We start from the raw sequence: 20,548 nt of genomic DNA on the forward strand, positions 1-20,548 counted from the left end.
AGTATCTACCTACCAATGTTTTTCAGAATTTGAGCTTAGTGAAAGTAGCTAAAAGCTAATAAGCTGTTTAGCGTCTAAAGTTTATAAATTCTGAAACCCTAGCTATTACTCAGTCAATAAATAATTGATGGCTAAATCTCTTGTAGAGACGGCGATTTATCGCGTCTCTCTAGTTGGTTACGCCCAACTGGGTTTTTAGTGTTTCAGCGCTAAATTTTTGCAACAAATGAATCGGTCGTAGGGGCGTACAAATGTACGTCCCTACTTGTAAACCGAAGAAATTCCAAGAATTATATATCTGACTTTTCACGTTATGTGGAAAAGTCCACCAAAAACCTAACCCCCTAACCCCCTTCCCGTGTCGGGAAGGGGGAAAATTCAAAGTCTCTCTCCTTTTAGGAGACAGAAATAGAAGAGAGGTTTTCCAGATGACCTGAATTGTCAGGAATTATATATACGGATGTTCGCTCTTCCACAAGGTCTTGTAGCTACCGAAAAAGATTGAGCAGCGGAATTTAGTTGATATTGTGTGAGGAACAAACAACCCATGTCTAAAGTTTTGTGGAATTATTTGCTAGTGATTCCAGCTTTGTTTGGTGGACTTGTTGGACTTGTAGTCCTGTGTTCAGCAACAAATGCAGCTGAAGTAGAAAAGACAGCACAGCCGACACAGCAAGTAACATCAGAGATTACCCCAACCGGCATTACTCAGAAGACTTCATCGAATGCAGAACCATTGGGTGACACAGTAAAATTGCCAGTTTTAGGTGTTTCTAGCGATCGCACAGAGCAAGTTACATCTGTTTCACAACTCTCTGATGTTCAACCTACAGATTGGGCCTTTCAAGCATTGCAGTCTTTAGTTGAACGCTACGGAGTGATTGCAGGATATCCAGATGGCACATTTAAAGGTAATCGGGCGCTGACTCGTTATGAATTTGCCGCAGGCTTGAATGCAGCCCTCGATCGCCTCAACGAACTGATTGCTACTAGCACCGGAGATTTAGTACGAAAGGAAGACTTAGCTACTCTGCAAAAACTGCAAGAACAGTTTGCCGCCGAACTCACCACATTGCGGGGACGGGTAGATGCCTTAGAAACACGTACTGCTAAGTTAGAAGCAACTCAGTTTTCTACAACTACCAAACTGCAAGGTCTTGCACAATTCTTTATCGGTGATACTTTTGGTCATGGTGTCAATAGTAACAGGAATAACACCAACGTCTTTTTTAGCTACCGTGCTACACTTGCCCTGCAAACTAGCTTTACTGGTAAAGACCAGTTGACCACTAGTTTAACAGCAGTTAACGTTCCAGTTTTGTCAGGCGCAGTTTTTCCTGGAGGAACAACACCTCTGACAGGAACTTCACAGACCCGGTTTAATGTTGAAAGAAATACTTTTTATACAGATGGTTCTGTTTACCTTGACAGATTATTCTACCGCTTCCCACTTGGAGCTAAAACCACTGTTTGGATAGGCCCAAGGGCACTGGCACCGGCGGTTTTTACCCCGACACTAAATCCCTTGATCGGTAATGCCCAAACTGGTACTCTCTCTAGATTTGCGCTTTTCAACCCTGTAATTTACCGACCTGGCTTTGACGGTGCCGGTCTAGCTTTTGCCCATAAATTTAATAATCAATTCCAACTCAACGCAGGTTATGTAGTAGATGACGGACTAGCTAATAACCCTGGAGGCAATGCAACCAATAAAGGAGGACTCTTTGGTAACTCCTATGAGGCACTTGGTCAACTAACCTTTACACCCAGTCGCAGTCTAGATATTAGTTTTGCCTACGCCCGCAAATACTTTCCTGCCCCTGTCCCCGTTGGTACTGGCTCAACTGCTGCTTTTGGATCTGGTTATAACATCACTGGTGGTACAGGTACTAGTTTCGCTATTCTTCCTTTTGCGGCCAATCCCACTTCATCCGATAACTTTGGATTGCAGGTCAACTGGAAAGCCAGTAGTGTAGTTAATGTAGGTGGTTGGTTTGGTTATACTCTTGCTCATCAAGAAGGTACTACTAACGATGCAACCATAATTAATGGTGCGCTTACCTTGGCTTTTCCAGACCTATTTAAAAAAGCGAATCTAGGTGGGTTAGTCTTTGGTGTACCCCCGAAAGTCACTAGCAATGATGTTACAGCTCGCGTTAACAAAGATACTTCCTTGCATTTAGAAGGTTTTTATACTTATCGGGTGAATGACAACATTAGTATTACTCCAACTGTGTTTGTAATTCTCAACCCCCAAGGAGATTCTGGCAACGATCCAATTTGGGTAGGTGCTATACGTAGTACATTTAATTTCTAAATGCTAGACTTTTTCTGTACCTATAAAAACCCAATTTATCAACTAAATCCACTCCCAAATTCTGAGTACTGGCTTCTGGCACTCAGAGTTTTCTCTATGCAGACTCACCGAAACAGTCCTGAGTGGTGAGTAAAACCCGTAGGCAAGTGAAACCCAACAGACCTTGAAATATGTTGGGTTTCTTTCCGAATGGCACTAAGTTAACACACAGCCCTTGGACTGAATGGTTCCCAGCCTGGAGGCTGGGAACCGATTTTGGGAGGCTCCGCCTCCAGTGAACTCAGCCAGAGGCAAAGCCTGTGGGAATAAGTTCCTAGTCTTCAGACTGGGAACGAGGTGACACAAGACTTTCGGCTTTTCTTGATGCCATTCGATCTTGGACGAATGCCACTAAGTTAAGATACAGCCCTTGCGCTGACTGGTTCCTAGCCTCCAGGCTGGGAACCCATTCTGGGAGGCTCCGCCTCCTCTTTCTTGACCAGAGGCGGAGCCTCTCGGAATACATTCACAAGCCTCCAGGCTGGGAACGAGGCTACACAGGCTTTTGGGCTTTTCTTAGTGCCATTCGATCTTGGACTTTGTTTGGTTCCTAGATCCCCGACTTCTTCAAGAAGTCGGGGATCTGAATACCACTAACCTCTCAAAACTTTTGGGATAGGCTATGAATACATTGAGCCTGGGGACTTCCGCGAAACGTTAAAACCTAAAGACTGTACGAAACCAAGCAAATAAACTATCAGGATTGCTGCTATCAGAGTCCGGTGCAGTAATCCAGATCAAGCCAGGCGTCATCTCAATATTATCTCCGATTTTATATTGATAGAATGCCTCAACGTGTAGGGAAGTATCTTTGTCCGCTTGTCCCGCACCTGCTCCCAAATTTACATTTGGACTGAGCCTGGTGATTTTCGGCTCCATACCAACTAAAAACCCTCCTAAAGCGCCTCGACTAAAAAGATCTGGGAATGCCAGCCCTACTGCCCAATCCATAGCATTACCATCTCCGTATCCCAAATAGCGATGTGCTGCATAACTTACCCATCCATTGATTGCCAACTTGGGACTAACTTGATAGAACGCCTGTAGACCATAAAGATTGCCTACAGTTCCGGCTCCAGGTACCGTGCTGTTTACCAGATTACTCCCAACTGCTGGGCCAAAATTTGTTCCACTAAAACCGATGGTATTTGCTGGGCTATAGGTGAATGGCACTAAGAAAAGATACAGCCCTTGCTCTGACTGCTTCCCAGCCTCCATCTGGGAACGAGGTGACACAAGCCTTTGGGCTTTTCTTAGTGCCATTAGGCTATAGGTATTAACGTAAGTTGCAGCCACCCGAAAATTCCGATCATAAGAGTAGTATATTAACTGTGCTAAAGCTAAATACCTGCCTTTAAATAAGCCATTATTAGCTGTAGGATTATTACCATTTGGTGCGCTGTACGCTATTCCGAATTGAACCTGTTTCCCTAATCCCTGGAGTATGGCAATACCGGGGCCGCTATCTCCATAGTTATAGACCGAATGGCACTAAGTTAAGATACAGCCCTTACCATGACTGGTTCCTAGCCTGGAGGCTAGGAACCCATTCTGGGAGGCTCTGCCTCCTCTTTCTTGACCAGAGGCGGAGCCTCTCGGAATACGTTCCCAGCCTGGAGGCTGGGAACGAGGCTACACAAGCTTTTGGGCTTTTCTTAGTGCCATTCGTTATAGACCAAAGACCGTCGTGAAAATCGGGAAATCCCATTAGCACCGGTTGCAGAAGACGATTCAAAATATGGGTTAATGGGGCCAGAAAGGCCGATCTCACTAGCTCCATCAGACAAGGCATAAATATTGACTTGGGTATTTGGATAAGGTAGAAACCGATAGCGGACACCACCGAGAGTAATAGTGTTGCGTGCAAAAGTAATACTGGAGTTATCAGCAGTTCTCCCCTCATAAGTTCCTAATAATCCGGCTCTTGTTTGTCCTATTGATTCAATATTTCCGCCTCCCAGTGTTATACCTAGTGAATCTGTACCGGTAAAACTGGTGTTTAACCGTAAAGAAGTTGAGCCTTGAAGTGTGACATTGTGAGCTGCTGGTGTCTTGGTGAAGACGTTATTACCCGCAAAAACTGAGCCAACAACAATCTGAGCCCGACCTACAAGTTTAGTTGTAGTTGTAAACTGAGTTGATTCTAACTTCGCAGTTCGCGTTTCCAAGCTATCTACGCGTCCCCGAAGTTGAGCGAGTTCTGGAGAAAATTGTTCTTGTAGTTTTTTGATGGTATCCAAGTCTTCGCGTTTGACTAAATCTGTCGTTGAAGTTGCTATTAGTTCATTGAGGCGATCTAATGCTGCATTCAACCCAGCTGCAAACTCATAGCGCGTTAGGGAGCGATCGCCTCTAAATGTACCATCTGTATATCCGGCAATTACACCGTAGCGCTCAACTAGAGACTGTAATGCTTGAAATGCCCAATCTGTAGGCTTAATATCTGACAGCTGCGAGACAGATGTCACTTGTCCTGCAGAATTATTTGGAGCTTTCTTGTTAGTTGGCGGTGCAGCTTGCAATAATTGCGAGACAGGTGTAACTCGATCTCGAAGATCATTTGGAGCTTTTTTGTTTGTTGGTGGTGCAATTGAAGTGTCTACTGTTTGATTGACAACTGCTTCTGGAGCTTTGTTCTTTTCTACTTCAGTAGTCGATACATCTGATTTAGGTACTTCAGCCTGGCTTTTCGCTGGATAAAAAACCAGGATAGCGAGAATATCTAGCAACAAAAGCAGAAACACGATGGATCTATAATTCCAGCGAAAATTAGACATGAATCCTTAACTCCTCAACCTTAAAGATGAATAAACTAGCTCTCAATTTGACAAAAAACCATGATAAATCCTTGCTCTAATGTTTCTGATAAACTGTTAGAGCATAGACTTAGTAAAGGTTTTACTGCTGAGAAAACTACAAATTTCTGAGAAATATTGAAGCCAGTACTAAACAGTTGAATGTCCAATCCAAAACTTGCAGTCAACTAGCAATTCTGACGCTTGAAAGAATACTAAAAACGTCTTAGATGAGACAATCACTGCCTTAGCAAAGACTTCTCTATTTTTAAGGGAAACTCAACCACACACTATGTAAACTCATACTTCTGAGACATCCTGATGCCGTTTTTTTGGTTATACTTTACAAAATTAATCAATGGCTACTGACATTGACTAAAGCTTGATTTAGATGCAAGTGATTATTTGCCAATCAACACTAATTTGTAATCAGCTATATTTTGACAGCATCAATTCTTAGTCAAATACGGTATTTCTATCGATTTGCCGTACTTTAGTAGAATTATCTTTGCATATAGCCTGGTACAATGCAAGACCCAGTACAAACCTTAGAGGATGTTTGAAAAGTCCTTTTCTTGGTAGCAAAATATTTTACATCCCCCTAAATCCACGCCAAGGGCGATGGGGGAAACCCCATCGCCCTTGGCGTCTCCCCTTGGGAGAAGACCGCACTGGCTCCCTTTAGAAAGGGGGACTTTGATTTCGGTTCCCCCCTTAAAAGCCTATGAGCGTGGAGGGAAAAGCAGTATGATTCATCTGGTGAGCGCTTGGGCAGCAGAGGAGAGACTTATATGATAAGTTCTTTCCCCTCTACCATCCTCAACCCAGCAATTTTGGGTTAGTGAACTACTAGAGTCGCGATACTTGCATTTTACAAATCTCTATGCAAAGATAAATTTGCATAAAATACTGTAAATCGATGTGTCTACTGTATTTAAATAAATGTTAATAGTATTTCTAGTTATTTGAGTGCAAGTTTCAACCAATATGCGATACAAGGATTTTATCTCTGACGATACGCTAGCGCGAACGCGCCACTTGCGGGCGAGGGTTTAAACCTAAATCGAGGGCTAATTTTTTTTCCCCTACTCCCTACTCCCGCCCCGAAGGGCTAATAAACAAGATGTTTCAAGTATTCTTGAATGAGTTGAGAAATCAGAGTTGATACGATTTTATGGATTATATCAATGTATTGTTGGTTTGATAACCTGATATTTCAGATATTTAGCCACTAAAATCCTTGCTATTAATATCCTCTGGAATTTTATCAGAACTATTGTAATAAATATTTCTGCTGCTTTCTGTGTTCAATTTCTAGTCAGTTCTTTCGCTTTTAAGGTTGAGGAGTCATGTCAATTGTTCGCTGGGATTCTAGATTTGCATTCTGCTTACTTTTTTTGCTAGATATCTCAATTCTCTTAGTTATAAATCCGGCAAAAAGTCAGGCTAATATACCTGCATCTACTGCATCTCGCGTGAGTAATAGTAACGTTGTTCCTGCTTCTATGCAGTTGCCTGTATTTTATGCCGATCGCAACAATACTGTAGTTGAGCAAGTTACACCTGTTTCCCAACTACTCTCACCAGCACCGAAAGGATCACCTACTCGTAAGAGTAGCGATCGCACAGTCAGCAATCCAGCAATGGAGCAGGTAACTTCTGTTTCGCAGTTATCAGATATCAAACCTACCGATTGGGCATTTCAAGCCTTGCAATCTTTAGTGGAACGGTATGGGGTGATTGCAGGCTACCCCAACCAAACCTTTCAGGGGAATCGGGCAATGACTCGTTACGAGTTTGCAGCCGGATTAAATGCAGCCCTAGCTCGAATCAATGAACTGGTGAGTGCGGGAACTAGCGATCTAGTCCGAAAAGAAGATTTAGAAACATTACAAAAACTCCAAAATCAATTTGCGCCAGAACTAGCCCAACTGCGGGGGAGGGTGGATTCCTTGGAGACACGAACAGCAACTCTTCAAGCACAGCAGTTTTCCACCACAACCAAACTCGTTGGTCAAGTTGAGACTGTGATTGGAGGTGTTGTGGCAGGCAATAACGTCGTCACCAAGCAACCCGCACCTCACAACTTCACATTTCAGGACGCGGTTACTTTAAAGTTAAACACCAGTTTCAACGGTACAGATCAACTGCGAGTAACCTTGGGGGCAGGAAATATTACCTCTTTAGGGGGAACAAGAAGTGGATTACTTGGAACCAGTGATGGCAAAACTTCTGATAATGCCAGTCCATCATTCCCCAACAATCAACTTTATGTTAGTGGCGTCCGCTATCGTTATTTACTTGGTAGTGATACTGCAATTAACGTTTTTGCTCAGTCTGATGGAGCCTTTGAACTAGGTTTGAGTGGAACCATCAACCCATATTTTGAAGGGTCAGCAGCTAATGGGATCTCACGATATTCGCGGCGAAATATGGTCTATGACTATGGAGATACCGGAGCCGGTATCGCCATCCTCCATAACTTTGGTAAACAGCTGGAATTAGGGTTGGAGTACACCTCGATTAACGGTAACAATCCGACGGCTAATAATGGCTTATTTGATGGCAGGTATGTAGCTCTAGGACAATTACTATACAGCAGCCCCAAGAGTAATTTCCGACTGGCTTTGACTTACGCCAATACTTATAGTCCACCAAACACTACAGGTCTGAGTGGCACCAACTTTGGCCCAGTTATCGGCAGTAACTTAGCAAACAGCACCGTGGCTGGAGCCGGAACTTTAGCGAATCTATATGGTGCAGAAGCGTTTTATCGGATTACTCCATCTCTGGCAATAAATGGATGGGTCGGTTATTCCGCGCACCGTTACTTGGGGAACGGTGATGCAGAAGCCTGGGACTGGGGTGCTGGACTATCATTTCCCGATTTATTCCAAAAAGGTAGTTTGGGAGGTATTTTTGTGGGGATGGAGCCAAAGTTAACTAGTCTGAGTCCGAATGTGAATTTAGGTAATGGCAATGGTGTCGCAGACAAAGATACTTCCTTACACATTGAGGGCTTTTATCAATATCAAGTCAATGACAATATTGCAATTACGCCCGGTGTCATCTGGATTACTGCACCTGACTTTAATGCTAGTAATCCTGATAGTGTAGTTGTTTGGCTCCGCACTACCTTCAGGTTTTAACCAACGAGAGAAAAATTCATTGAAAGCGGCGGGAAACTCCATCCCTTGAGTGGGTGAAGAGTATTGCCGCCCCGCCGCTTTAGTCATTTTTGAGGGAAGATTCAAGCCCCACCCATTGTGGGTGGCTCCCCCTCCTGCCTCCTGCCTCCTGCCTCCTGCCTCCTGCCTCCGTCAAAATTATTAGTTGAGTTGGAGGACTTCTCATAAAAACCACCTACCTCTGCCAAAGTATAGAGGGGTCTGGCTTTAACTTCTTCGTAGATGCGCCCGATATATTCACCCAAGATGCCAACACTAACCAACTGGACAGATCCGAGAAAGAAAATTGCCATCAAAATAATCGTAAACCCGGTTAAAGGCGAATGGGGCACAAAAACACGCCAATACAAGACTAATAGAGCCATTAAGATGGCCGCCGCCGCCGCTACTAACCCTAAGTAGGTTGATAATCGCAGTGGCACTATTGAAAAAGACACTAGACCATTAATAGCAAGGGCTAAGGATTTGCTAAAAGTATATTTAACTTCCCCAGCAAAACGGGGATCGCGCTCGAACCTAATTGCTGTTTGCTGAAAGCCCACCCAAGAACGTAGACCACGAATATAACGGGTGCGTTCTGGCATAGAATTAAGAATATTTACGATCTGCCGATCCATTAAACAAAAATCACCAGTATCAGTAGGAATCTCTACATCTGCCAGCTTCTTAAGGAGGCGATAAAAAGAATAGGCAGTAAAACGCTTAAACCATCCTTCCTTGAGACGTTGAGTACGTTGAGCATAGACGACCTGATAGCCCTGTCGCCATTTTTCAACCATGTCGGGGATAAGTTCTGGTGGGTCTTGTAGGTCAGCATCCAGGATGACGATAACTTGACCCCGAACAAAATTAAGACCAGCTGTAACTGCAATTTGATGACCAAAGTTACGAGCAAAACTCAAGTAGCAAATGCGCGGGTCTTGTTGATGGAGGTCTCGCAGTAATTGTAGGGAGCGATCGCGGCTACCATCATTGATTAAAATTAATTCGACAAGACCATCCATTCGGTTCATTACCGCACTCAGCCTGCGGTACAATTCCGGAATAATTTCTTCTTCGTTATAAATGGGAATAACAAATGAATACTTTGGTAGCATAGTTTATTTCTTATCCGGGTTAATGTGATCTGACGAGTCTGCTTTTTTAAGGCTTTCTATAGCTTTTTTAGGAAAAGTACGACGATGCCGATACCAAGTAGACCCCGCTACCAATATTCCAGTTAAGCCCAAGGCGAGTACTAGCGGCAGCAAATCACCTGTCTTAACTGCTTTCAAACCAGAACTACCTAATAGTACAAAAGGTAAGACACTAGGAACAGTACCAATTGTTGTACCAAGAACATAATCTTTAAAGCTGATAGACGTTAGTCCAGCGACGAAATTGACCAATCCATAGGGCATGATCGGTACTAATCGGATGGCAAACATATAAAAAAGTCCTCCACGACGCACCTCAGCATCCATAGCTTGCCAGCGTCCTGCTAGTCGTTTTGCAACTGTTTGCCGTCCAATAGTACGAGTAAAAACAAAGGCAATTATTGCTGCAATGACAGCTCCAACACTAGTCCAGACAGTGCCCAGCCAAGGCCCAAAAATTGCACCTCCAGTCAAATTGAGCACTGTTGAGGGTAAAACTAACATAGTTGCCACAACATACAAAGCAACATAAATAACAGGTGCCCAGATACCAGAAGATTTCAGCAAAGCTTGAATTTGTGCTGGTTCAACGCCACCAAGAAGATATACTGCTATACCGGTCGCAATAATGCAACCCAATGTGAGTAATAAAATACCAGTTTTTAAGTTCCACACTAGAACTCTACTCCTACTTTTTTTCTAACACAACCTAACTTCTTTCCGTTTGCCCTTTCATTAATTCTTGAAAATCTTGATTCTGGAAGGCAGAGTAAATTAATGACTTAAAGCATAAGTGAACTTATTTGCTACTTTAGGAAGTTAAATAATACAGCCTTCAGACTAATCTTCAAAACCATCTTTTATCTCTTTTTTTTATCTCTTTATTTAAGGTGATAAATTTATAATTACAATTTTAAAATCTCAAACTTCTTAGACAAGCTAGATGGTTCAATATCAATCTTCCTAGCATCTTTATCTAAGATATTTAATACAAGATAGCCTCGATCATATTCGTCTGTTTCTGTGAAAAATCTCTTGATTTCGTTTATTTTTGCTTTCCAACCTTGGAAATAACATATAAACTTATTTTTTTGATTTTCTACAACTATTACATATATGTATGTAGGTTTAGGTTTAAAAACAGATTTTTCTTGAGCTTCAATATCCTCATCTGTAAGAATATTCGTTTTTTTATACACAACTGTTGTATCTTTTGACAGAAGTTGCATTTGAACCACTGCCGGAATCGTATCGCCAATTACAAAAATTGGCTGATCTTTCGGCTCTAATTGTTGTAATTCGTTACCAAGTTGTCTCACTGTGTAAGAGTATTTCTTTGACATTGGCGCAGAATAGGAATATTGATAGCTTATGAAAACAGAAATTATTAAAATTACTGCGAGCGTTACTCCTGTGTTTCTATTGTTTTTTACAAAGGATTTTACTGTGGGAAAAATATTTACTAAGAATATTGCAATACTAATTGCTACAACAGGAGATAAATATATAAAATGACGGGCTGGAGTAGGATTTGGTAGCCAAAATATGTAATTTAATAAGACTGTTGGTAAGATAAAAAAGAGATATGAATAACTATGTTTCTTATACACTAAATATATGCAGGAGAGCAAAAATATCAAACAAAGTAAAGGATTCAAGCCCCAAATTACCCGTAGAGTACCCGACAAAGAATTATCAACGTATCTAACAGGGTTATTCCATAATAAAAGTTGGTCAAATATTCCATTACTATTTTCAATATATGGAAGTTGAGATTGCATTACTTTAAAAACAATTACTGGTAAAAAACTATATAAAATAGAAAAAGAAACAATCTTTTTAAAATTAAAAGGATAATTTTCGAGAAAAAGACAGGCTGGAATCAGAGGAAACATTAGTATTGCATCCATCCTGAACATTAAACATAAAGCAAAATTACCAATAATTAATACGTCTAATAATATTAATTTCTTCCATCCTAACCTCATTGATTTTAGGATGGAACGATAACCAATTAAGGCTAATCCTATGAACATGAATAATATCGCCCCAGTCATGGGATGTCCATATTGACCAGTTACCCTCCAAACTGGGATAAACATTAGTAATATATTTGCTAATAAGGCTACGGATGTTCCCCAATATCTCCTAACTAAAAAGAAGAAAGGTATAACCATAAAAATAGCACTCAAGGCATTTATATAGTTCATAAAAGGAATTATCAGAGCCAAATTTGTTTTAAAAATTGGCCTAAAAAAATCTAACAATACAAAGTATGCAAAAGAGATATCACGACCATAAAGCATACTGCTTCCTAATGGTTTATTAGATGTGATTGAGTCAATAATACCCATTGCCATCCGGAAGCTATCTCTCTCTCCTAATGTATCTTTATATACGATGTTTAAGTAAAAAAGACTAGCCATTCCTACTAACATAACTAAAACTAATACAATTTTATTGTTTTGTTGTTTCATAACTGTTCAGTAGAGAGCCTCAGTGTAACTCTACCATAAAGAGTAGGACGACTTACGCATTGACAAAAACATCATCTACATCATCTATGGATGCTAGATAATAACACCAGCCCTTAAACGAGGGGCAAGGAGAAAAACTGTATTGCATAATAGCCAGAAGCGCTGTATCTTTTATTCAAGCACAGACCTTGTGGAGCGAACTTTATAAACTTCTAGACAAAACTTGTATTCTTCACGACAGCCATTGTTGCAACAAAAGTGTCATGATTATCAGAACTGCCTGTGAAAAAGTCAATTTTGTGGGCAGTTATTCTTTATGAATCGTTAATCTATACTGGCGTTTTAAATAATTTCCTGTAGAATACTGACTATAAACTACGGTAATTCGGTCGAGCTACCGTAGACTTTACCCTTACCCTGCCTGACACAGATGCAAATTCTTTGGTTTATTCCTACTGGATCTCATGATGGACGCTATTTAGGCACAGATATTGGCTCTCGTGTTGCGACACCTGATTATTTGCAGCAAATTGCCCAAGCTGTTGATAGTTTAGGTTACACGGGCGCATTGTTACCCACAGGAAGTTCTTGTGAAGATGCTTGGATAACTGCTGCTGCTTTTATATCTGTCACTAAGCAGATGAAATTTCTGGTGGCAATTCGTCCAGGCATTACTTCCCCTGGTGCTGCTGCAAGAATGGCAGCAACATTTGACCGGATTTCTAAAGGAAGATTGTTGATTAATGTGGTGACAGGTGGAGATCCTGTACAACTGGCTGGGGATGGCCTGCATCTTAGTCATGATGATCGCTATGATTTAACTGACGAATTTCTAACAGTTTGGCGGGGTATCGTCAGCGGGGAGACAATCGATTTTCAGGGAAAATACCTGGATATCAAAGGCGGTAAACTCTTATTCCCACCAGTGCAAAAACCCTATCCACCTTTATGGTTTGGTGGTTCATCTGCTGCTGCCAAGCAGGTTGCTGCTAAACATATTGATGTTTACCTGACTTGGGGCGAACCTCCGCAGCAAGTGGCTCAAAAGATTGCCGAAGTCCGCAAATTAGCGGCTCAACAAGGTAGAACAGTCAGTTTTGGGATTCGCCTGCATGTAATTGTGCGAGAAACCGAGTCAGCTGCTTGGGATGCGGCTAATGAGCTAATTAAGTATGTGGATGAGGATGCGATCGCTAAAGCTCAAAAAGACCTTGCTAGTTCTGATTCTGAAGGACAGCGGCGCATGAGTCAACTACATAGCGGTAGTCGAAAAACCTTAGAGATTAGCCCCAACCTGTGGACAGGAATTGGATTGGTGCGGGGTGGTGCTGGTACTGCCCTAGTTGGAGATCCCGACACCGTTGCCGCGAGGATGCTGGAATATCGCAATTTGGGGATAGAAACATTCGTTTTCTCTGGATATCCCCATTTAGAAGAAGCGTATCGCACTGCTGAATTATTATTTCCACGTCTACCTTTGCAGAACGAACCTGCACCTTTAACACCACCAGTTTTGAGTCCTGTTGGCGATATCATCGCCAATGAAAAATTTACAAAACAACTAACGAGTGCTTCATGATGCCAATTTTAGATTTTGGATTTGGAACTTTGGATTAAGTAAAAACGCCAAATTTAAAGTCTAAAATCCGAAATTTACTGCTTCTAGATTCATCCTTGTGGAAAATCTAAAATCTAAAATCCCAAATTCCATGACTATTACCCTTAAACGCACCAAAAGCAATAACAACAATCCAATATTCCTGAACGAATTGTGGGAAAATCAACAATTCCAGCAGATAGTTCCTTGGATTGTGCCTATTACCACATTAGTTCTTTGGGAACTTGCTTCCAGAACTGGTTTACTTTCAACCAGAATTTTACCAGCACCAAGTGGTGTAATCGCTACTGCAATTAAACTAGGATCAACTGGAGAACTGTTCCAAAATATAGGAATTAGTGCTGGGCGGGCGATATCTGGTTTTATCGTTGGTGGCAGTATTGGCTTTGGTTTGGGATTACTCAATGGCTTTTCCCGCGTAGCAGAAAAGTTATTGGATAGTTCCTTGCAAATGCTCCGTACTATCCCCAATTTGGCATTAATTCCCCTAGTAATTCTCTGGTTTGGTATTGGCGATCAAGCTAGATTATTTCTAGTGTCTATGGGGGTATTTTTCCCGTTGTATCTCAATACATTTCATGGCATCCGTAGTGTTGACCCTGGACTGATTGAAATGGGAAAAGTTTATGGATTAAAAACACCACAACTTCTGTGGCAAATCATTTTTCCAGGAGCGTTATCTTCAATTCTTGTTGGTGTCCGTTTTTCCTTGGGGATTATGTGGCTGACACTAATTGTGGCAGAAACGATTGCGGCAGATTCCGGCCTTGGTTATATGGCAATGAATGCCCGTGAGTTTATGCAAACCGATGTTGTGGTTTTGAGTATTGTAATTTATGCACTGCTGGGTAAATTAGCAGATGCCGTTGCCAGAGGATTAGAAACAAAATTCTTGGCTTGGAACCCCAACTATCAAAAGTCATAAATGTAAGTAGTTAAATTCCAATTGTTGTAAACAAGGAGGTTTTGCAAGTGAGTTCAAATGTACAGGGTACACAACTAAGCATTTTGGATTTGACGAAAGCTTTTAGCAAAAAAACTGTTTTAAACTCGTTGAATTTAGAAGTTGAAGCAGGTGAGTTTGTCGCTATTGTCGGACGAAGTGGTTGTGGTAAGAGTACCTTATTGCGTCTTGTGTCAGGATTAGATAAAGCAACTTCCGGCGGAATACTACTAGATGGAGAACCACTGCGTAGACTCAGCGGTTCTGTAAGAGTGATGTTTCAAGACCCCCGTTTGTTACCGTGGAAGCGCGTTATCCAAAACGTAGGGTTAGGCTTGCAAGGTGATTGGCGTGAACAAGCTTTGTGGGCACTCGATAAAGTCGGACTCAAAGATCGGGCTGATGAGTGGCCTTATGTTTTGTCTGGTGGACAACGGCAACGGGTATCATTAGCAAGAGCATTAGTTAGTCAACCCCGTTTGTTATTGTTAGATGAACCTTTGGGAGCATTGGATGCTCTAACTCGCTTAGAGATGCAGGGTTTGATTGAAAATTTGTGGCAAGAGCGGAGATTTACTGCCTTTTTGGTTACTCATGATGTGGAAGAGGCTGTGGCGTTGGCAGACCGCGTGATAGTAATTGATGAAGGACAGATTTCTGTCGATTTACCTGTGAGACTTTCACGCCCACGAGATCGAAGTAGCGAAGTATTTATCAATATCAGAGAAGCCGTTTTAGAGCGAGTCATGAGCAATGAAAGTTCTCAGTCAAATAGTCAATTGTTGCAGTTGAGTACTTGAGATTTAGCTTTCGTTAGTTGATTAATAGAATGCTTGAGGTAGCTGCGGTAAATAGGCTACTTCGAGATTAAAACTTTATCTTGAAAAGCAGCTATAGGAATCGAAAATTATTTATGAATACTTAAAATAACTTTCAACTCTCCTCTATGAGGTTCTGGGTACAAACTAGACAAAGTAAAAGATAATAATTATTAACTTATATAGATTTATTGAAAATAAACATCAATATCTATTATTTATATTTAATCTAACGATAATCAGAAATTTAACAAAGTATGATGCAGAAGATTATAGACAGATCAGATTAGAAGCTTTATATAAAAATCCAGATTCATTTGGTACATCGTATCATGAAGAAAAAATTAAGACGATAGAACAATTTCGGGATAGAATACCAGTAAATAATAATAACTTTATTTTGGGCTGTTTTGAGGATAAAAAGTTAATTGGAATAGTCGCATTTCACCAAGAATCAAGAATAAAACTCAGGCATAAAGCATATATTAGTGGTATGTATGTTAAACAAGAATATCGAGGAAAAGGCATAGGTAAATTATTACTAAATGAATTAATTGAAAAAGCAAAAGCTATTAATGAGTTAGAAATATTATTACTTGATATTGTTAGAAATAATTTTTTAGCAAAACAACTTTATTTATCATTGGGTTTTCAAATATATGGAATAGAGGAAATGGCATATAAATCTAATCATCAATATTTTGATCTGGAGCTTATGCGTTTACAGATTAAATAAAAATAAAATATCTTAATTCTTCCTAAATATCATAATTTAGACTAAGAAAAAAAGGTATTTTTTAATTAAACAGAGACAATTTCTAAAGATAGCTCTGTAAATAAATTAAGAGGTAATCTACAATGAAGCTGATTTTACCGCTCGATCTCGTTGCTGACATTGAGCCTCATCTACCCCCTAATACAGAGGTTGTCACGGTAGATGTTGAAGGAAATTTAGACGGCGATGCAAGCGATGCTGAAGTTTATTTCAGTTGGTTTTTATCCAGAAGTCCGACGCTGCATAAAATAATAGAAGCAGCACCGGCATTACGTTGGCATCATGCACCAAATGCAGGGGTGAATCACATCCTGACACCAACTTATTTGAAGAGAGATATTATTCTCACAAATGGGGCAGGAGTGCATGGAATTCCGATCGCAGAATTTGTAATTACTTATATACTGGCTCATGCCAAACACCTGCCAGAATTATATGCTTTACAGGCGGAACGTCACTGGAAAAGAGGCTTTGCTATCCAAGAGTTGACAGATGCAACCTTGCTAATTCTTGGCGCTGGTGGTATCGGCCAAGAAATCGCCGCCCGTGCTAAACCCTTCGGCTTAAGAATTATTGGCAGTCGCCGTCATCCCCAAGAGTTACCCAATTTTGATAAAGTAGTGGGTGCTGATGAATGGCGATCGCTCCTACCAGAGGTTGATTATCTAGTTATTGCAACACCCCTAACTCCCGAAACCAAAGAATTTATTGATGAATCTGTATTGCGATCGCTACCAAATCATGCTTACCTAATTAATATTGCTCGTGGTGGCGTAGTTGATGAATCGGCATTAATCAAAGCGCTTACAGAAGGTTGGATTGCAGGTGCAGCATTAGACACAGTTAACTCTGAACCGTTACCACCAGAAAGTCCTTTGTGGTCACTTCCTAACATCTTCATCACACCCCATACTTCCGGTCATTCCCCAAAAAGTAAACAGCGTTCAATCGCGCTATTTATCGATAATCTCAAGCGTTACCAAGCTGGTCAACCATTACGAAATGTAGTAGACAAAGAAGCAGGATACTAAACAATTCAAAATTCAAAATTCAAAATTCAAAATGAAGAGGTGTTGCCGATTGGGTTGCACAATCCAAAATCCAAAATCCAAAATCCAAAATGAAATCAGGGAGTAGCAAATGGTGAAACTAATCTTACCAGATCATCTAATTGCAGATATTGAGCCACACCTACCATCTAATGTAGATGTTGTGGAGGTGGATAGTGAAGGTAATCTTGATGGTGATGCCAGTGATGCCGAAGTTTATGTCAACGGATTTTACCTAAAAACTTCTACCCTTGACAAAGTACTGACAGCAGCACCCGCGCTACGTTGGCAACAGTCACCAAGCGCTGGCGTGAATCATATCCTCACACCAACTTTTTTGCAAAAGGATATTATCCTCACTAATGGCGCAGGAGTTCACGCAATTCCAATTGCAGAATTTGTATTGGCATTCATGCTGTATCACGCCAAGAATCTGCGAAAATTGCAAACTTTGCAAGATGAACACACTTGGGTAAGGGGAGTATTTCTCGAAGAGTTGGCAGACGCGACTTTATTAATTCTCGGCACTGGGAATATTGGTCAAGCGATCGCATCTCGTGCTAAAGCTTTTGGAGTCACAGTTTGGGGTAGTCGCCGCCATCCCGAACCCCTACCGAATTTTGATAAGGTTGTGGGTGCTGATGAGTGGCGATCGCTCCTCCCCACAGCAGACTATGTGGTTCTTGCTACACCATTAACTCCAGAAACTAAAGGTTTGATTGATGAAGCTGCATTGCGCTCTATGCGTCAGTCTGCTTACCTAATTAATATTGCTCGTGGTGCGATCGTAGATGAAGCTGCATTAATCACCGCATTACGTGAAGGATGGATTGCTGGCGCTGGATTAGACACAGTTGCAACCGAACCTCTGCCACCGGAAAGTCCCTTATGGTCGCTACCAAATGCCTTTATCACACCCCATTGTTCAGCCTTATCGCCACGTCTAAGAGAACGCATAGCACAACTGTTTATCGACAATCTCAAACGCTACCAAACCGGTCAGCCTTTGCGGAATGTCGTAGATAAGCAAGCTGGATACTAAATATTGGGCATTGGGAAGAGGCAGAGGGGCAGGGTGCGGGGAGCGGAGGGGAAAATTCTTCTCCCCTGCTCCCTGCTCCCTGCTCCCTGCCCTTACGCCTCTCCAGTCCCCGATCACTTAACTTTCAGCACCGACTTCCCTAAAGATTGGCAAATAACATCATTTTGCGGTGTATGGATACGGCTGCACAAAACGTCACGGTAGTGTCGCTCTAAAGGATTCCTCTTTAATAGACCAGGATTACCAGTTAGTTCTAAGGCAATCTCCACAGCACGAATTGAGTTAGTTGTGGTGAGATATTTAACAGCTTGTGCTTGTAATCCGATATTTGGCTCATACTCGCCCTTGTCAATATCTTCAGCCAAGCTATAAATCAATCTATTGTTAGCAAACAAGAGTGCTTCTATTTCACCTACAGCAGTTTGGAAGCGGGGCAAAGTTGCCAGTGGCTCTTTAAGATTAGAAGGCGATCGCTCCCAAAGATATTTAGTGAGCCAGTCTCGCGCACTAGTAGCCACACCGAGATATAAGGCACTCACTGTCAAACTACCCCAAGTGGAAATTAGCGGATCAAAGGATGGTGCAGCAGATATAGGACTGATACTGAGAGCATACTCTGAGGGAATTAATACATTCTCTAAAATGAGATCGTGGCTACCTGTAGCCCTCATTCCCAAGTGATCCCAGGTTTCGACAATTTGCAAACCTGGCAGATCGCGCGGAACCAGAAAACTTCCAACTTGTGGTTCATCCTCAGTTGTCCGTGCCCAAACAACAAAGTAACTGAGAATGGGACTGCCTGTGGTGTACTGCTTATGTCCTGTTAAACGCCAGCCTTCTGTTGTTGGTTCGGCAATTGTCGCAGGCAATCCGCCTCTAGCTGGGGTTCCTAACTCTGGTTCAACACGGGCAGCATTCAGCAGGGCAATACCTTCGATTGATTCACGACACAGCCGCTTATATACTTCTGGATGCCAGCGACGGCTACGGGACGCATGGGCATGTTGAAGGTAGTGCATTGTCAGTACTAATGCGGTGGAAGCATCGCCACGCGCTATCCCTTCAATCACTCGGCAGATAGCTGGCAGCCCCAAATCCTGACCACCCAATTCACGCGGGATGGTCAGGCTAAGTAGCCCTGCTTCATGCAAAGCAGTAAAATTCTCGAAGGGAAAGGAACCATCTTTGTCATGTACCCCTGCACGGGTGGCAAAATCCTTGGCTAGAGCCTCAACTCGCTCAAAAATATTGGGGAGAGTTTCTAAGCCTTTGGCTACAAAGGTGTTTGGCACTGCTTGCTTCAACTGTGACATAAATTCTCCTTTAAAACTCACTTTACTACTACTGAATCTCATCCCGCGAAAAATTGATTTTTCTGCAAACTTGTAGATGCTTCCATCGAAGTTAAGCGATCGCAACTACTTGTAGTCTAAATCCTGCTTTCTTTTGTTCATCTCGATCTCAGGTCTTTTGGCGATCGTTAACAATACTACTTAAAATCGATCGGATTTTAGTAGATGCAAGCTTCGTAAGTATGACATAAACGGTTTCCACAGAGCAAGCCAACTAGAAGATTCTGCGATCGCTCCATATCTGAACAAATCATTGTGTTGCTGAATCAAGGTATGAATTTGGATGTAGAGACGTTGCAATGCAACGTCTCTACAAGGATTTTGAAATAACGCAAAATTATTTTTCATACCGCAATCAGCAACGCCCTCCTACCTCTCTTGTTCAAAGCAACCTCTATGATGAATTTGGGCTGATGGGTTAGATCGCCGATCAATTTGCTAACAGTTTCGTTAAAGGTTATGTGATAATACTTATTTTTACTTGATATATATTAATATTTTTTACATTTAATTTATAATTACTGCCTGGAAAGTAGCTAAACTTTATACTTTACAAGATAATAGACCTCTTCACTAATTGCTGAGGAAAACATCCTATCCAACTTCACAATTACTTGAATGAAATGTCGTTAGTTATACCATTGTAGTAGCAGTCTACATGATTGATATTAGAGAAGTAGTTTAAAAACATAGCTTGTCTAATACATGAATAAAAAATGGGCTGCTAAACGACTTACCATCAACCTTACCTCAACCGAGGCACAGAAGCTTGAACAATACTGTTCAATAACGGGAAGACCTGCGACTGATGTAATTCGGGAGCTAATTCGCTCTCTTTCTTCTAAAGAGGAAAAAGCTTCTGAACTCTCGTAAATCACGCTGTACAAAAAATAAAACCAGGGTAAGTACATCTATCTCAATTTGTGAATGAAATATAGTGCTTAACAGTTATCAGCTAACAGTGAATCCTCATAGCTAAAGTTAGGGGATTTAAATAAA

General features: G+C 41.5%; 14 protein-coding genes and 2 pseudogenes. 9 read left to right on the forward strand and 7 right to left on the reverse strand.

Annotated elements, in window-relative coordinates:
- The first annotated feature begins 547 nt into the window (after nt 1-547).
- Nucleotides 548-2,317 (forward strand): iron uptake porin, encoded by a 1,770-nt coding sequence (locus tag V7K76_RS12925; protein ID WP_334776280.1) that lies wholly within the window; start codon nt 548-550, stop codon nt 2,315-2,317.
- Between the two features lie 696 nt (nt 2,318-3,013).
- Here V7K76_RS12925 and V7K76_RS12930 read toward each other — a convergent pair.
- Nucleotides 3,014-3,829 (reverse strand): annotated as a pseudogene (locus tag V7K76_RS12930) (carbohydrate porin); the annotation flags it as partial.
- A gap of 197 nt (nt 3,830-4,026) precedes the next feature.
- Nucleotides 4,027-5,133: pseudogene (locus V7K76_RS12935) on the reverse strand (iron uptake porin); the annotation flags it as partial.
- A gap of 1,367 nt (nt 5,134-6,500) precedes the next feature.
- Here V7K76_RS12935 and V7K76_RS12940 point away from each other — a divergent pair.
- On the forward strand, nt 6,501-8,300 hold the full coding sequence (locus tag V7K76_RS12940) for an iron uptake porin (RefSeq protein WP_334776278.1): 1,800 nt from the start codon (nt 6,501-6,503) through the stop codon (nt 8,298-8,300).
- Between the two features lie 101 nt (nt 8,301-8,401).
- Here the strand turns inward: V7K76_RS12940 and V7K76_RS12945 are convergent, their stop codons facing one another.
- From V7K76_RS12945 to V7K76_RS12955, 3 genes are all read right to left on the reverse strand, one after another.
- The gene (locus V7K76_RS12945) at nt 8,402-9,436 is read right to left on the reverse strand and encodes a glycosyltransferase family 2 protein (protein ID WP_334776277.1); all 1,035 of its coding nucleotides are present in this window, start codon (nt 9,434-9,436) and stop codon (nt 8,402-8,404) included.
- 3 nt (nt 9,437-9,439) lie between these two features.
- On the reverse strand, nt 9,440-10,150 hold the full coding sequence (locus V7K76_RS12950) for a TVP38/TMEM64 family protein (RefSeq protein ID WP_334776276.1): 711 nt from the start codon (nt 10,148-10,150) through the stop codon (nt 9,440-9,442).
- A gap of 230 nt (nt 10,151-10,380) precedes the next feature.
- Nucleotides 10,381-11,952, reverse strand: a complete 1,572-nt coding sequence (locus V7K76_RS12955; RefSeq protein WP_334776275.1) for a hypothetical protein — start codon at nt 11,950-11,952, stop codon at nt 10,381-10,383.
- Between the two features lie 430 nt (nt 11,953-12,382).
- Here V7K76_RS12955 and ssuD point away from each other — a divergent pair, with 430 nt between their 5' ends.
- The 6 genes from ssuD to V7K76_RS12985 all read left to right on the forward strand — a co-directional run bounded on the left by ssuD (nt 12,383) and on the right by V7K76_RS12985 (nt 18,197).
- The gene (gene ssuD, locus V7K76_RS12960) at nt 12,383-13,531 is read left to right on the forward strand and encodes an FMNH2-dependent alkanesulfonate monooxygenase (RefSeq protein WP_334776274.1); all 1,149 of its coding nucleotides are present in this window, start codon (nt 12,383-12,385) and stop codon (nt 13,529-13,531) included.
- 130 nt (nt 13,532-13,661) lie between these two features.
- A complete protein-coding gene (locus tag V7K76_RS12965; protein WP_334776273.1) occupies nt 13,662-14,495 on the forward strand; it encodes an ABC transporter permease subunit in 834 nt (277 codons plus the stop codon).
- 47 nt (nt 14,496-14,542) lie between these two features.
- Nucleotides 14,543-15,313, forward strand: a complete 771-nt coding sequence (locus V7K76_RS12970; protein ID WP_334776272.1) for an ATP-binding cassette domain-containing protein — start codon at nt 14,543-14,545, stop codon at nt 15,311-15,313.
- 256 nt (nt 15,314-15,569) lie between these two features.
- Complete coding sequence (locus V7K76_RS12975; protein WP_335029807.1) at nt 15,570-16,067, forward strand: GNAT family N-acetyltransferase; 498 nt, start codon at nt 15,570-15,572, stop codon at nt 16,065-16,067.
- A gap of 122 nt (nt 16,068-16,189) precedes the next feature.
- On the forward strand, nt 16,190-17,137 hold the full coding sequence (locus tag V7K76_RS12980) for a D-2-hydroxyacid dehydrogenase (RefSeq protein WP_334776271.1): 948 nt from the start codon (nt 16,190-16,192) through the stop codon (nt 17,135-17,137).
- A gap of 109 nt (nt 17,138-17,246) precedes the next feature.
- Entirely contained in the window at nt 17,247-18,197 is a 951-nt protein-coding gene (locus V7K76_RS12985; RefSeq protein WP_334776270.1) for a D-2-hydroxyacid dehydrogenase, read from the forward strand.
- A 113-nt stretch (nt 18,198-18,310) separates the two neighbouring features.
- On the opposite strand, the gene V7K76_RS12990 is transcribed toward V7K76_RS12985, so the two are convergent.
- On the reverse strand, nt 18,311-19,510 hold the full coding sequence (locus V7K76_RS12990) for an acyl-CoA dehydrogenase family protein (RefSeq protein ID WP_334776269.1): 1,200 nt from the start codon (nt 19,508-19,510) through the stop codon (nt 18,311-18,313).
- A gap of 180 nt (nt 19,511-19,690) precedes the next feature.
- Entirely contained in the window at nt 19,691-19,897 is a 207-nt protein-coding gene (locus V7K76_RS12995; protein ID WP_334776268.1) for a hypothetical protein, read from the reverse strand.
- A gap of 357 nt (nt 19,898-20,254) precedes the next feature.
- Here V7K76_RS12995 and V7K76_RS13000 point away from each other — a divergent pair, with 357 nt between their 5' ends.
- Nucleotides 20,255-20,422 carry a CopG family transcriptional regulator gene (locus V7K76_RS13000; RefSeq protein WP_334776267.1) on the forward strand — a complete coding sequence of 56 codons (168 nt, stop codon included), beginning with the start codon at nt 20,255-20,257 and terminating at the stop codon, nt 20,420-20,422.
- The last annotated feature ends 126 nt before the right edge of the window (nt 20,423-20,548 follow it).

It is taken from the genome of Nostoc sp. (assembly GCF_036917975.1).
In the GTDB taxonomy this organism is placed as follows: domain Bacteria; phylum Cyanobacteriota; class Cyanobacteriia; order Cyanobacteriales; family Nostocaceae; genus Nostoc.

Excerpts from the sequence above, each read along its gene's own strand:
- V7K76_RS12925 (WP_334776280.1), top strand. The coding sequence starts at position 548 with ATGTCTAAAGTTTTGTGGAATTATTTGCTAGTGATTCCAGCTTTGTTT.
- V7K76_RS12985 (WP_334776270.1), top strand. The coding sequence starts at position 17,247 with ATGGTGAAACTAATCTTACCAGATCATCTAATTGCAGATATTGAGCCA.
- V7K76_RS12955 (WP_334776275.1), bottom strand. The coding sequence starts at position 11,952 with ATGAAACAACAAAACAATAAAATTGTATTAGTTTTAGTTATGTTAGTA.
- V7K76_RS12965 (WP_334776273.1), top strand. The coding sequence starts at position 13,662 with ATGACTATTACCCTTAAACGCACCAAAAGCAATAACAACAATCCAATA.
- V7K76_RS12990 (WP_334776269.1), bottom strand. The coding sequence starts at position 19,510 with ATGTCACAGTTGAAGCAAGCAGTGCCAAACACCTTTGTAGCCAAAGGC.
- V7K76_RS12940 (WP_334776278.1), top strand. The coding sequence starts at position 6,501 with ATGTCAATTGTTCGCTGGGATTCTAGATTTGCATTCTGCTTACTTTTT.
- V7K76_RS12980 (WP_334776271.1), top strand. The coding sequence starts at position 16,190 with ATGAAGCTGATTTTACCGCTCGATCTCGTTGCTGACATTGAGCCTCAT.
- ssuD (WP_334776274.1), top strand. The coding sequence starts at position 12,383 with ATGCAAATTCTTTGGTTTATTCCTACTGGATCTCATGATGGACGCTAT.
- V7K76_RS13000 (WP_334776267.1), top strand. The coding sequence starts at position 20,255 with ATGAATAAAAAATGGGCTGCTAAACGACTTACCATCAACCTTACCTCA.
- V7K76_RS12995 (WP_334776268.1), bottom strand. The coding sequence starts at position 19,897 with ATGAAAAATAATTTTGCGTTATTTCAAAATCCTTGTAGAGACGTTGCA.
- V7K76_RS12945 (WP_334776277.1), bottom strand. The coding sequence starts at position 9,436 with ATGCTACCAAAGTATTCATTTGTTATTCCCATTTATAACGAAGAAGAA.